General features: G+C 61.8%; 12 protein-coding genes. 4 read left to right on the top strand and 8 right to left on the bottom strand.

Annotated features, from left to right (window positions below):
* The 7 genes from JYP46_RS10935 to JYP46_RS10905 all read right to left on the bottom strand — a co-directional run bounded on the left by JYP46_RS10935 (position 1) and on the right by JYP46_RS10905 (position 8,239).
* Positions 1 to 2,523 carry a sensor histidine kinase gene (locus JYP46_RS10935; RefSeq protein ID WP_371685962.1) on the bottom strand — a complete coding sequence of 841 codons (2,523 nt, stop codon included), beginning with the start codon at positions 2,521 to 2,523 and terminating at the stop codon, positions 1 to 3.
* A gap of 203 nt (positions 2,524 to 2,726) precedes the next feature.
* On the bottom strand, positions 2,727 to 4,127 hold the full coding sequence (gene ahcY, locus JYP46_RS10930; protein WP_206545555.1) for an adenosylhomocysteinase: 1,401 nt from the start codon (positions 4,125 to 4,127) through the stop codon (positions 2,727 to 2,729).
* Positions 4,128 to 4,274: 147 nt separating this feature from the next.
* On the bottom strand, positions 4,275 to 4,595 hold the full coding sequence (locus tag JYP46_RS10925; protein WP_236042166.1) for an HPr family phosphocarrier protein: 321 nt from the start codon (positions 4,593 to 4,595) through the stop codon (positions 4,275 to 4,277).
* Complete coding sequence (locus JYP46_RS10920; protein ID WP_113153647.1) at positions 4,592 to 4,993, bottom strand: PTS sugar transporter subunit IIA; 402 nt, start codon at positions 4,991 to 4,993, stop codon at positions 4,592 to 4,594. The genes JYP46_RS10925 and JYP46_RS10920 overlap by 4 nt, the downstream gene beginning before the upstream one ends.
* Positions 4,994 to 5,249: 256 nt before the next feature.
* Positions 5,250 to 5,708 carry an HPr kinase/phosphorylase gene (locus tag JYP46_RS10915; protein WP_113153646.1) on the bottom strand — a complete coding sequence of 153 codons (459 nt, stop codon included), beginning with the start codon at positions 5,706 to 5,708 and terminating at the stop codon, positions 5,250 to 5,252.
* 6 nt (positions 5,709 to 5,714) lie between these two features.
* Positions 5,715 to 7,487 carry a stimulus-sensing domain-containing protein gene (locus tag JYP46_RS10910; protein ID WP_113156099.1) on the bottom strand — a complete coding sequence of 591 codons (1,773 nt, stop codon included), beginning with the start codon at positions 7,485 to 7,487 and terminating at the stop codon, positions 5,715 to 5,717.
* A 50-nt stretch (positions 7,488 to 7,537) separates the two neighbouring features.
* A complete protein-coding gene (locus tag JYP46_RS10905; RefSeq protein WP_113153645.1) occupies positions 7,538 to 8,239 on the bottom strand; it encodes a response regulator transcription factor in 702 nt (233 codons plus the stop codon).
* 301 nt (positions 8,240 to 8,540) lie between these two features.
* Here JYP46_RS10905 and JYP46_RS10900 point away from each other — a divergent pair, with 301 nt between their 5' ends.
* The 4 genes from JYP46_RS10900 to JYP46_RS10885 all read left to right on the top strand — a co-directional run bounded on the left by JYP46_RS10900 (position 8,541) and on the right by JYP46_RS10885 (position 12,358).
* The gene (locus tag JYP46_RS10900) at positions 8,541 to 10,151 is read left to right on the top strand and encodes a phosphoenolpyruvate carboxykinase (RefSeq protein ID WP_113153644.1); all 1,611 of its coding nucleotides are present in this window, start codon (positions 8,541 to 8,543) and stop codon (positions 10,149 to 10,151) included.
* A gap of 102 nt (positions 10,152 to 10,253) precedes the next feature.
* Entirely contained in the window at positions 10,254 to 10,688 is a 435-nt protein-coding gene (gene arfB, locus JYP46_RS10895; protein WP_113153643.1) for an alternative ribosome rescue aminoacyl-tRNA hydrolase ArfB, read from the top strand.
* A gap of 293 nt (positions 10,689 to 10,981) precedes the next feature.
* Positions 10,982 to 11,437, top strand: coding sequence for a peptidoglycan-binding protein LysM (lysM, locus tag JYP46_RS10890; RefSeq protein WP_206545557.1), 456 nt, complete (start codon positions 10,982 to 10,984; stop codon positions 11,435 to 11,437).
* Positions 11,438 to 11,743: 306 nt separating this feature from the next.
* Positions 11,744 to 12,358, top strand: coding sequence for an alpha-ketoglutarate-dependent dioxygenase AlkB family protein (locus JYP46_RS10885; protein WP_206545558.1), 615 nt, complete (start codon positions 11,744 to 11,746; stop codon positions 12,356 to 12,358).
* Here the strand turns inward: JYP46_RS10885 and coaA are convergent.
* Positions 12,345 to 13,304 carry a type I pantothenate kinase gene (coaA, locus tag JYP46_RS10880; protein WP_222474050.1) on the bottom strand — a complete coding sequence of 320 codons (960 nt, stop codon included), beginning with the start codon at positions 13,302 to 13,304 and terminating at the stop codon, positions 12,345 to 12,347. The genes JYP46_RS10885 and coaA overlap by 14 nt on opposite strands.
* Positions 13,305 to 13,329 lie beyond the last annotated feature (25 nt).

The raw sequence follows: 13,329 nt of genomic DNA, 5'->3' as shown, positions 1-13,329 counted from the left end.
CTACTCTGCGGCGACCCGCGCCTGTGTCGGCGCGGAGGGGAAACGGCAGGTTACCGTGGTTCCACGCCCTTCGCCCGTGTCGATGTGAACAGAGCCGCCATGCAGCTCGACGAAACTCTTGACGATGGAGAGACCCAGCCCCGCGCCGCGACGGCGCCCGCCATTCACATGCGGCTCGAAGCGCCGGAAGATCGTCTCCAGCACGTCCGGCGCCATGCCCGGACCGTCATCATGCACGCTGAATTCGACCGCGTCGTCATACTGCCGCGCCACAAGCCGGATAATGCTGTGCTCCGGCGCATAATTGGCCGCGTTGGAGAGCAGGTTGAACAGCACCTGCCGCACCCGGTTCTCATCCGCGTGGAAGACCAGAGCCGCATCGTCCATCTGCACGTCGAGGCGGATCTGGTGCTCGCGCAGCCGCTCGGAGATGAGCCCGGCCGCAGCCTCGACCATGTCGCCAACCCGCACTTCGCCGATCTCCAGCTCCATGATGCCGGCATCGACCGTGGCAAGATCGAGAATGTCGTTCACCACTGTGAGAAGCACCGAAGACGACGAACCGATATGGTCCACATATTCGCGCTGCCTCTGGTTCAGCGATCCGGTGTCCTGAATGTTCAGAAGCTCGGTGAAACCGATGATGTTGGTCAGCGGCGAGCGCAGCTCGTAGGAGACGTGCTGAACGAAATCGTTCTTCAGCTTGTCCGCCTTCTGCAGCGCGTCGTTCTTTTCCTTCAGCGCACGTTCCACGTTCACGCTGTCGGTCATGTCGACAAACGTGATCATCACCTGCCCGTTGGGCAGCGGGATCGTCGCGTGGCTCAGCACCGAGCCATTGCTTAATTCCACCTGTCCGTGCTGGCTGCGGCGCTCGTCATCGAAACCGGTGACCGAGGCAACGAAGCTGCGCCAGGGGCTTTCCTTCGCCAGCGGGTCGCAGACCGTGCGGATATCGGCGATGTGCGCACCCGAAGCGATCAGCGTATCGGGCAGGCTCCAGAGCCGCTGGAAGGCCGGGTTGGAAAGGCGCAGGCGACCATCGGGGCCGAACACGGCCACACCTTCGGTCAGATTGTCGAGCGTTTCACCCTGCACCCGCATGGCCGCATTGTAGCGGCTTTCCAGGTCGAACTTTTCCGTCAGGTTTTCGAAAACCCAGGTCACGCCGCCCTTGGGCTGCGGATTGGCGATGACACGGATCGTACGCCCGTCGGGCAGATGCCACCAGTGTTCTTCCGGCTTCATGCTGCGATAGGCGGAAAGAAGCTCCTGCTTCCAGCGACGCCATTCGGGCTGCTCGGCAAGCGTGCCTTCGCTGCGCAGACGGTCGAGCAGAAGCGCATTGTCCGGCGCGCTCTCCAGGAAGGGCGTGTCCAGATCCCAGAGCTTCTGGAACGACTGGTTGAAGAAGCGCAGCTTCTGGTTCTCGTCGAAAATGGCGACAGCCGTGGTGAGCTGATCCAGCGTGTCGGAATGACTCTGCACCGTGCTTTCGAACTCACGGCGGATCGTCTCCACCTCACTGACATCGCTGGCGATGCCGGCAGAACCATGCGCACCCGCATAATCGGTGATCGCAAACACCCGGCGCTCGCCGCGCACAACGGCGGAGAGCGACTGCCTGAACACCTCATTGGCCTCGCGGTGGCGGCTGGTGATCTCTTCACGCGCCGACATGGGCAGGAATTCAAGCTGCTCGCGCAGCACCGCATCACCGCTCGGCGCGTCGACAGCACCGGTGAACGCGCGGTTCACCCAGGCAAGCTGGCCTGCCTTGTCACGCAGCCAGAACGGCATGTCGAGGGAATCGAGCAGTCCCAGAACGGTCCTGCGCTCGGAGAGCAGGTTCTCCTGCTCCACCTGCATCCGCGCATGTTCTTCGCGCACGCCGGCAAGCGAGATGAAACGCAGCACGGTGTGCTGCGCCGACTTGCGTCCCTGCGCCTCAAGCAGCGTGCCCGAGCGCGTCTCGATGGTCAGATCGAAGTTCTCGCCTTCATCGCGCAGGTTCGCCAGCGCCCGGTCCAGCGCAGACGCCGCGCGCGGCATCATCCAGCGGCCGAACGCCAGAAACGCCGAGCGTTCATCCGGCGCGCCGCAGCCCGGCGGCAGATCGCCGACGATGGCCGGCTTGTCCGCTCCACCGCCCCACACGACAGCGCGTTGATCCTTGAGATTGAGAAGGGCTTCCGAGCGCCCCAGTGCGCCGCTCAGTTCAGCGACACGGGCGCGAAGCTCCAGATTTTCAGCAGCGATGCGCGCGCGTTGGCGGATCAACCAGATAGCCGACAGAAACGCCGCGCCCATGATGCCGGCGAACACCGCGACTTCAATGACATCGGAAGCAGCAAAGGACACGCCTGGCGCAACCTGCGCGCTCGTCTGCGCGGCCGCCGTGAATGGCATGACCACGCTCGTCGTCAGCGTCAGAAACCGCATCAATCCCCGTGTGATGCCTGTTTTGCGCTGTCGGCCCCTAGGGCCCATAGATCCGCCGTTCAGCGGGTCCAGCCCCGGCATGTCTTGATCCTTCTTCGCCGCATGGTGTGGCAAGACCGCCCCTTCCTTTCGCCAGGCCCACAGCCCGGAAGGTCAGCCGCCTCGCGAATCACAGCACTGTACCGCGTGAGCGAATCGTCGTGAAGAAGGACGGGCGACAAAAATAATCCCGGACCAAAAGTCAATGGTCCGGGATCAATATGTTGTGCTTTGGTTAACGCCGCTTAATAGCGGTAGTGTTCCGGCTTGAACGGACCCTGCGGCGTCACACCGATGTAATCGGCCTGCTCATCCGACAGCGTGGTCAGCGAAGCGCCAAGCTTGTCGAGGTGCAGACGGGCAACCTTTTCGTCGAGATGCTTGGGCAGAACGTAGACTTCGTTCTTGTACTCCTCGCCGCGCACGAAGAGCTCGATCTGCGCCAGCACCTGGTTGGTGAAGGATGCCGACATCACGAAGCTCGGGTGACCCGTCGCATTGCCGAGGTTCAACAGACGGCCTTCCGACAGCAGGATCATCCGCTTGTCATCCGGGAAGGTGATCATGTCGACCTGCGGCTTGATGTTCGTCCATTTGAGATTGCGCAGTGCTGCGATCTGAATCTCATTGTCGAAATGGCCGATATTGCCGACGATCGCCATGTCCTTCAGCTTGCGCATGTGATCGAGGGTGATGACGTCCTTGTTGCCGGTCGTGGTGATCACGATGTCGGCGGTCGGCGCGGCTTCGTCCAGCGTGACGACCTCGAAGCCGTCCATGGCGGCCTGCAGCGCGCAGATCGGGTCGACTTCCGTCACCTTCACGCGTGCGCCGGCGCCCGAAAGCGACTGCGCGGAGCCCTTGCCCACGTCACCATAGCCGCAGACCACGGCCACCTTGCCGGCCATCATCACGTCGGTTGCGCGGCGAATGCCGTCGACCAGCGATTCCTTGCAGCCATACTTGTTGTCGAACTTCGACTTGGTCACGGAATCATTGACGTTGATTGCCGGGAAGGGGAGGAGGCCCTTCTTCTGCAGCTGGTAGAGACGGTTCACACCGGTGGTCGTCTCTTCGGTCACGCCCTTGATGGCTTCCTTCTGGCGCGTAAAGAAGCCCGGCGTTGCCGCCATGCGCTTCTTGATCTGCGCGAACAGAACTTCCTCTTCCTCGCTGCCCGGGTTGGACAGAACGTCCTCGCCGGCCTCGGCGCGCGCGCCGATGAGGATGTACATGGTGGCGTCGCCGCCATCATCGAGGATCATGTTGGAGGGTTCGCCATCCGTCCACTGGAAGATCTGATCCGTGTAGGTCCAGTACTCTTCAAGCGTCTCGCCCTTGATGGCGAAGACCGGCGTGCCGCCTTCGGCGATGGCCGCAGCGGCGTGATCCTGGGTCGAGAAGATGTTGCACGATGCCCAGCGCACATCCGCGCCAAGCGCTTTCAGCGTCTCGATCAGAACAGCGGTCTGGATCGTCATGTGCAGCGAGCCGGAGATGCGCGCGCCCTTCAGCGGCTTTTCCTTGCCGAACTCTTCGCGGCAGGCCATCAGGCCCGGCATTTCCGTTTCGGCGATCTCGATTTCCTTGCGGCCCCAGTCGGCCAGCGAAATGTCGGCGACCACATAGTCCTTGTCAGCGCTCATTGGCGTACTCTCCGATTGTGATGAATCCGGGCGCCACAGGCGAACGGCCGGGCGCGAATGCTGGCTTTTGACTACCAGAACAATGCGGCGCTCACAATGGATATAAAGAAATCTTTATTCGTGCATGTCGACTGATAAGGCGCGGTCTCAGCATTCCTCGCCGAAACGGTCGGCGATCAGAGCCTCGAGCGCATCGAGAAGCGCTTCGGCTTCGGGACCACTGGCGCTGACCCGGATGCTGCAGCCGGGGCTGGCCGCCAGCATCATCAGGCCCATGATCGAGGTTCCGCCGACGGTGATCCCGTCCTTCTCGACCTCGACATCGGCATCGTGGGCTTCCACCGTCTGCACGAACTTGGCGGAAGCACGCGCATGCAGACCACGCTGATTGACGATGGTGAACTCGCGCCTGAGTTCCTCGGCGGCCGGTGCGCGAACCGGCATGTCGTTCGTCTGCGGCTCGCTCATTTTCCGCTCAGGACCTGGCTTGCGACATTGATGTATTTCCGCCCTGCGGTCTGCGCCTCTTCAAGCGCCTGCGCCATGTCGTCATTGGCGCGTGCGGAGGAAAGCTTGATCAGCATCGGAAGGTTCATGCCGGCAATCACCTCAACGCGGCCCGCATCCATGACCGAGATGGCCAGGTTCGACGGTGTTCCACCGAACATGTCGGTGAGGATGATCACGCCCGAGCCCGTATCGGCCCGCGCCACGGCGTCTACGATGTCGCGCCGCCGCTGCTCCATATCGTCTTCAGCGCCGATGGAGACTGTTTCAAGGTTTTCCTGATGACCCACCACATGCTCAACGGCGTGGCGGAATTCTTCGGCCAATTGGCCATGCGTCACCAATACGAGCCCAATCATCGGCACATCATCCGATTTCCTGGTTTGGCTTTCAAGGCTGCGCTCGAGGCTGTCACGCGTTCACTCCATCCAGCTGACTTTGCGGGCCTGCCCGCATATCCGGTTATTCTCATTTAGGCCTCGGTCCGCGATGGTCGACCCCTGAAGGCCCATCTCTGAAGACCAGACCCCAGACTGCCTCACGACAAGAGCGCTATCTTGTCAACGCACAGGCCGTTGACAAGCCCAAAACTGCGGCGAGTCGCCTAAATAAAGTTCAAACGGTGACTTGAGAGGGGCCAAAAGGCGGCAATTGAAGGGTTGCCGCGATGGCGTGAACGGCCCTTCGTGCCTGTCGTTGCGGCAATTCCACGCACGGAAGCGCGATGCCTTCATGGACCATTTGCTGCCCTTCGGAAAATCGCGGCGCGTCCTGTTCGTCGACAAGACGCACCACGAGATCCATCACGGCGGCCGGCATGTGCGCAAGCTTTGCAGGCCCGAGCCCGCGCGCTTCCGCCAGCCCGGCAATGGGTGCGGGCGTGCGCACGATCAGCCGGCCATTGCGGGCGGAGAGAAAAACCTGATCGTCTGAAATGAAGCAGGCAAACAGGCCCGCCGCCTTGAAAAAGGAGAGGGCCTCGAAGGCCAGCATGGTCTTGCCGCTGCCCGACGCGCCTTCGATCAGTATGCCGTGACCGGCGACGACGATGGCGGTGGCGTGGCGGTTGTGCATGGCGGATCAGGTCTCGGCAGGCAGCGCGACGATGAACCGTGCGCCCTGAATGTCGCCGGGCTTCCCGCCCGCAATGTTTTCCGCCGTCAGCGTGCCGCCATGGGCTTCCACAATCTGCCGGCTGATGGAAAGACCGAGGCCGGAATTCTGGCCGAACGCCTCACCCGCCGGACGATCCGTGTAGAACCGCTCGAAGATGCGGTCGATGTTCTCGACGCGAATGCCCGGCCCGTTGTCCTCCACGGACAGGATGATGCGCTTGCCGACACGCGCCAGACGCACATCGATCCGCCCCGTCTTTTCCGGCACGAAGGAACGGGCGTTCTCGATCAGATTGGTGATGACCTGCCCAAGACGCAGATCGTGGCCCTGAATGTAATAGGTCGCGTCCGCGCCATCCCGCTCTTCGGTGGCGAAGGTAATCTCCACCGGCTTCTTGCTGGACCCTGCTTCGCGGATCGCACTCACCAGATCACCCACAAACTGTTTCAGCTCCAGGCGGCTCGCATCTTCGCGCGAGAGTTCCGCATCGAGCCGCGACGCATCCGAAATGTCGCTGATCAGCCGGTCGAGGCGGCGCACATCGTGCTGAATGATCTCCAGAAGACGTTCGCGCGACCGCTCATCCTTGGCGAGCGGCAGCGTTTCCACCGCGCTGCCGAGCGACGTCAGCGGGTTTTTCAGCTCATGCGCCACATCGGCGGCAAAGCTCTCAATCGCGTCAATGCGCGCATAAAGCGCCTTGGTCATGTCGCGCAATGCAGCGGAAAGATTGCCAATCTCATCCTGACGATGTGAGAAATCCGGGATTTCCTCGCGCGACCGCGCGCCCCGGCGCACCCGCACCGCAGCTGCCGAAAGCCGGCGCAGCGGATTGGCGATGGTCGAGGCCAGCAGCAGCGACAGGATGGCCGTCACCAGCGCGGCAACGGCGAACACGCGCAGGATCGCCTTGCGCTCGGCTGCAACGATCTTGTCGATATCACCGCCCTGCGTCGACAGGAGAAGCACGCCGAGAACCGCCCGGAACCGCTGAACCGGCACGGCGACGGAAACGATCTGCTCGCCCTGTTCGCTGATCCGCACCACATAATTGGTGGTGCCCGTCAGCGCCTTCATCACCTCCGGATAGGCAACGCCGCTGCCGCCGGGCTGCTCGCGATAGACCGGCAGGTCACGGCGACGGAAAATCTCGCGCAGCCGCTGCCAGATACTTTCGAACACGCCCGAGGGCTCGTCATCCACCGGCGGCAGTTCATAGCGCAGCACCTGGCCAAGATATTGGGAATCGAGCAGCAGGTTCGCATCCGGGTCGTAAATGCGCGCGCGGGTGCGGGTCTGCGGAATGAGCCGTCGCAGGAGAGGGGCCACCCGCTCCGGATTGATCGGGAAGTCGAGGCTTTCCAGCTGATCGGCGCGCAGGGGCAGGCTCTGTCCGGCCTGTAGCTCAAGCAGCTTGTCGGGATCGACGAGAATCGAGTCCGTTTCCACTTCAGCGGAGCTTGCAATGGCGCCGGCGATGATCTCGCCCTGCGTCATCAGGCTTTCCACGCGCGCGCTGATCAGTTCCTCGCGGAACTCGTTCAGATAAAGAACGCCGACGACCAGAACGCCGAGGCCCGCCAGGTTGAGAAACAGAATGCGCCGGGTGAGACTGGAGAAGACGTAATGCCCGAAAAGACGGCGCAACGGCACGGCGAGCCGGCCAAGAAAGGCCGGGCCCGTCGGTCGCGCAGCCCTTGAAGGCCGCTGCTCCGTCTTTTCCGTCTTTACACTCATCGCCACTGTCTTGTCCGGGCGCACGCCACGCAGCCGAATTGATTTTCGGCCTAGATCTCGCGGAAGCGGTAGCCCACGCCATAGAGCGTTTCGATCATGTCGAACTCGCCGTCAACTGCCTTGAACTTCTTGCGAAGCCGCTTGATGTGGCTGTCGATCGTGCGGTCATCCACATAGACCTGCTCGTCATAGGCGGAATCCATCAGCGCATCACGGCTTTTCACGACGCCCGGCCGCTGCGCCAACGAATGCAGGATCAGGAATTCCGTCACGGTCAGCGTCACCGGCTGCCCCTTCCAGGTGCAGGTGTGGCGCTCCTGGTCCATGACCAGCTGGCCACGCTCCAGCGATTCCGACTGCTTGCCGGGCGTCTTGGCCGCCGTTTCCCGCGTGCTGGCGCGGCGCAGGACAGCGCGCACCCGCTCCACCAGAAGACGTTGCGAAAACGGTTTGCGCACGAAATCGTCGGCCCCCATCTTCAGGCCGAAGAGTTCATCGATCTCATCGTCCTTGGAGGTAAGGAAGATCACCGGCACGTCGCTCTTCTGGCGCAGGCGCCGCAGAAGCTCCATGCCGTCCATGCGCGGCATCTTGATGTCGAGGATCGCAAGGTTTGGCGGACGCGCACCCAGACCCTCAAGCGCCGAAACGCCATCGGTGTAGGTCTCCACACGGTATCCCTCGGACTCCAGCGCTATGGAGACGGATGTGAGAATGTTGCGATCGTCATCGACAAGCGCGATTGTTGCCATGTCTAGCGGCTCCCTCATGGGCATATCGTCCCTATCTGCATCAATCGGCTGCGCAGATGCAGGACAAATTGGGTACAAAATGTGGCATATAAAGAAGTCTGTGTCACACCGACACGGCCATGCGCCATCACAGTCCCCTTCGGAACTGTGCATATATCGGTCGAATCACGTACTTTTTAAACGATTTAAACGATTTTAAAATCTTTAAATCGATTAATGGTTTGAAATCCCTCGATTATTTGTGTTTTCAGCTTGGATCGCCTGCGGAGACAGGCATCTCAAGGGATTTTTGGTGGTTACGATGAACGAAACCGGCACGCGCAACCCGGCTTGCGGGATTGAGAGCAATGGTCTGAAAACGACGGGAAACGTCTATTACAACTTTCAGGCCGCTGCCCTCTATGAGGAAGCGCTGCGTCGCGGTGAGGCACGGCTTTCCGCCGATGGCGCGCTCGTTGCCGAGACCGGCCAGCACACCGGCCGTTCCGCCAAGGACAAGTTCGTCGTGCGTACCGCCGACACTGAAGACGCCGTTTGGTGGGACAACAACAAGCCCATCTCGCCGGAGCATTTCGAAGCGCTCTATGCCGATTTCGTGAAGCAGGCAGCCGACCGCGACCTGTTCGTGCAGGATCTCGTCGGCGGCGCCGACCCGGAAAACAGCCTGCCGGTGCGCGTTGTTACGGAATATGCATGGCATTCCATGTTTATCCGTAACCTGCTCCTGCGTCCGGAAGTCGAGGCGCTCGACGCTTTCGTTCCGCAGATGACGATCATCGACCTGCCGTCGTTCCGCGCCGATCCCGAGCGCCATGGCTGCCGCACCGAGACGGTCATCGCCGTGGATCTGACCCGCAACATCGTTCTGATCGGCGGCACCTCCTATGCCGGCGAGATGAAGAAGTCGGTCTTCACCGCGCTCAACTACATCCTGCCCGCCAAGGGCGTGATGCCGATGCACTGCTCGGCCAATGTCGGCCCCGATGGCGACGCCGCCGTCTTCTTCGGCCTGTCGGGCACCGGCAAGACCACGCTTTCGGCTGATCCGTCGCGCACGCTTATCGGCGACGACGAGCATGGCTGGGGCGAGACCGGTCTCTTCAACTTCGAGGGCGGCTGCTACGCCAAGACGATCCGTCTGTCGGAAGAGGCCGAGCCGGAAATCTTCGCCACCACCCGCCGTTTCGGCACGGTGCTGGAGAACGTTGTCCTCGATGACCAGCGCCGCCCCGACTTCGACGATGGCAGCCTGACCGAGAACACGCGCTGCGCCTATCCGCTGCACTTCATCCCGAATGCCAGCGAAACGGGCCGCAGCGGCCATCCCAACAACATCATCATGCTGACGGCGGATGCCTTCGGCGTGCTGCCGCCCATTGCCAAGCTGACCCCGGCGCAGGCCATGTACCACTTCCTGTCCGGTTACACCGCAAAGGTGGCCGGCACGGAAAAGGGCGTTACCGAACCGGAAGCAACCTTCTCCACCTGCTTTGGCGCTCCCTTCATGCCGCGCCATCCTTCGGAATACGGCAATCTGCTGCGCGATCTGATCGCCCGTCACGGTGTGGATTGCTGGCTGGTCAACACCGGCTGGACCGGCGGTGCCTACGGCGTCGGCAACCGCATGCCCATCAAGGTCACGCGCGGCCTGCTCAATGCAGCGCTCAGCGGCAAGCTGAACGATGCCGAGTTCCGCACCGATCCGCATTTCGGCTTCGCCGTGCCGGTCGACGTTCCGGGCATCGATTCCAGCCTGCTCGACCCGCGCTCGACCTGGGCCGACAAGGCAGCCTATGACGCGCAGGCCCGTCGCCTGGTTGGCATGTTCATCGACAATTTCGAGAAATTCGAAACCCATGTCGACGCCAGCGTGCGCGAGGCCGCACCGCATCCGGCGGAAGCCGCCGAGTAACGCGCAGACTTGCATCCCAAGACCTGAACGCGCATTTTCAGGGCCCGGCCATTTGGTCGGGCCCTTTGTTTTGATGCAAGAAAACACAACCGGACTGGCGCAATGGCCGAGGGCGACCTCAACATCAGAAATGGCGTAACCGTCTTCGAGGACGAATTGCAGGAACAGTTCATCCGTTCCTCCGGTCCCGGCGGTCAGAACGTCAACAAGGTGGCGACCGCCGTGCAGCTGCGCTTCAACGCGAGGAACGCGCGCGGCCTGCCGCAGCGCATTCGCGAGAAGGTTCTGGAGCTGGCGGGAAGCCGCGCCACGAAGGAAGGCGAGATCGTCATCGAGGCCGGACGCTACCGCACCCAGGAGATGAACCGCGCCGATGCGCGCGACCGGCTGACCGAACTTCTGACCCGCGCCGCCGAGCCACCGCCACGGCCGCGCAAGAAGACAAAGCCCACCCGCTCCGCCATCGAACGCCGCCTGAAAGCCAAGGCTGGCCGCTCCTCCATCAAGAAGATGCGTGGCAAGGTTAGCCACGACTAGGGTCAGGACCTGTCAATTTGGCTGCAATGGCGTTCGATAGACCAAGAGATGCCAGGAAAAGCCCGCAGAGCGGGGTCTTCCCCCCGGTCAAGGGGTTTGACGCGGCAGGTCGCCGGTCTATCGAGCGTCCTACGGATCGGCCGACCATTGCGGCCAAATTGACAGGTCCTGACCCTGGAGGTTGCTGAAGATTCCGGGGCAAAATCGCCGCTTATTACCATTCAGTGTTTTACAGTTGAAATCTACAACCGTTACACGTCAAATATCCGCCAACTCAAACTGGAGACGTATCCATGGGCATTTTCGATTTCGTCAAATCCGTCGGCAAGAAGCTCGGCGTGGTGGACGAGGAGCCGCCGGCAGCAGACGAACTGAAGAAGGAACTCGATTCCCATAGCCTCGGCACCGACAAGGTCGACGTGGTCGTGGAAGGGGACAAGGTCGTTCTGAAGGGCGAGGTCGCAGACCAGTCGGCCTTCGAAAAGGCCGTCGTGGCCGTCGGCAACACGCTCGGCATTTCCAAGGTGGAAGCAGGCGAGCTCAAGGTTGCTGCCGCCGAAGCCAAGGCCCCGGTCTTCTACACGGTCCAGAAGGGCGACAATCTCTGGAAGATCGCCGAAGCCAATTACGGCAAGGGCAAGGGTGCGAAATACACCATGATCTTCGAGGCCAACAAGCCGATGCTTGATGACCCGGACAAGATCTACCCCGGCCAGGTTCTGCGCATTCCCGATCTCGCCGAGGCATAAGCGCCCCCGGCACGATCTGACAGGAACGGCGGCTTTCGGGTCGCCGTTTTCTTTTGTGTGGGTGTAAGTTTCCCGGGTGAGATTGCACGGTTACATCCCGTATCCGATCATGTGGCAACGGCGTTGTGCGTGGTTCGACAAGCTCACCATGAGGGTGGAAATACGCCTGCAAAACCCATCTGCGATGTTGCAGAATCAGACCTTTCTGCAAGGCCGCTGCATCCCTCATGGTGAGCTTGTCGAACCACGCACTACATCAATGCAGCGGCTCAACATGCACCGTGCTCGAGATGTAAGGAGACCCAATTGCCAACCCTCACCGAAGGCGTGCGCCATCTGCCGGGTTATCTCGACCGCACCGCCCAGGAAGCGCTTGTTGAAGACATTCGCGCCGTGGTGCGCGAGGCACCGCTTTTCGTCCCGGTCATGCCGCGAACCGGCAGGGAAATGAGCGTGCGCATGACCAATTGCGGCCCGCTTGGCTGGGTCACCGACCGGGAGCGCGGCTATCGCTATCAGGAAACGCACCCCGTGACCGGAAAACCATGGCCGCCGATACCGGCGCGACTACTCGCCCTGTGGGATGAGGTGGCGGATTTCCCGGCTCCGCCGGAGGCCTGCCTCGTCAATCACTATGCTGAAACCGCGAAAATGGGCCTGCATCAGGATCGTGACGAACAGGAATTCGCCGCACCCGTGGTCTCGGTTTCACTCGGTGATGCATGCCTCTTTCGCGTCGGCGGCGCAAAGCGCGGCGACAAGACCGTTTCGGTCAAGCTGCAAAGCGGCGATGTGGTGGTGCTGGGCGGGGCAGGGCGGCTCGCCTTTCACGGCGTCGACCGCATCTATCCCGGCACCTCGACGCTGCTCAGCGCACCGGGCCGCATCAACCTGACCCTGCGCCGCGTCACAGCTTCCTGAGCGCCACTTCGTCCGTCAGGTGATCCGCACCCTTGCGCAGGATCAGATCGGCGCGCGGTCGCGTCGGCAGAATGTTCTCGCGCAGGTTCTTCAGGTTGATCGTCTCCCAGAGCTGCTCGGCAATGGCCAGCGCCGCGCTCGGCTTGAGCGCCGCATAGCGGTGGAAGAAGGATTCCGGGTTCTGGAAGGCCGTTTCGCGCAACCGCATGAAGCGGTCCACATACCATTGATGAATCAAGTCTTCCGGCGCATCGATATAAATCGAGAAGTCGAAGAAGTCCGAAACCACCGGGATTGCGGTGCCATCCTGCGGCAAATCGCGGGTCTGCAGAACGTTGATGCCCTCGAAGATCAGGATGTCCGGGCGGTCGATGGTGCGGAACTCGCCGGGCAGGATGTCATAGGTGAGGTGCGAATAGAGCGGCGCCGGAACATTCGGCACACCGGCCTTGATCGCCGAGAGAAAGCGCAGAACCGCGCCAACATCGTAGCTTTCGGGAAAGCCCTTGCGCTCCATCAGGTTCTCGCGCCGCAGGACCTCGTTGGGATAGAGAAACCCGTCCGTTGTCACCAGGTCGACCTTCGGGCTCGACGGCCAGCGGGTCAGAAGCTCCTGGAGAACGCGCGCCGTGGTCGATTTTCCAACGGCCACCGAGCCGGCAATGCCGATGATGAAGGGGGATTTGACCACGTCTTCGGAGTTGAAGAAGACCTGCCGCTGGCGAAACAGAAGCTGGGTGGCCTCCACATGCGCCGAAAGGAGCCGCGACATGGACAGGTAGATCCGCCGCACCTCTTCCAGATCGACCGGATCGTTCAGCGAGCGCAGGCGCTGCACCTCGTCCTCGGTCAGCGTCAACGGCGTGTCGGCGCGGAACTTCGCCCACTTCTCGGCGGTGAAAATGCGATAGGGGGAGTAGTTCTCCCCAGAGACAAGCTGGTCCATGAAGTCCGCGGCCCCCTTCCTTGCC

This window comes from Nitratireductor aquimarinus, assembly GCF_017255295.1.
In the GTDB taxonomy this organism is placed as follows: Bacteria; Pseudomonadota; Alphaproteobacteria; order Rhizobiales; family Rhizobiaceae; genus Nitratireductor; species Nitratireductor aquimarinus.
This window is presented reverse-complemented; position numbering and strand designations above follow the sequence as displayed.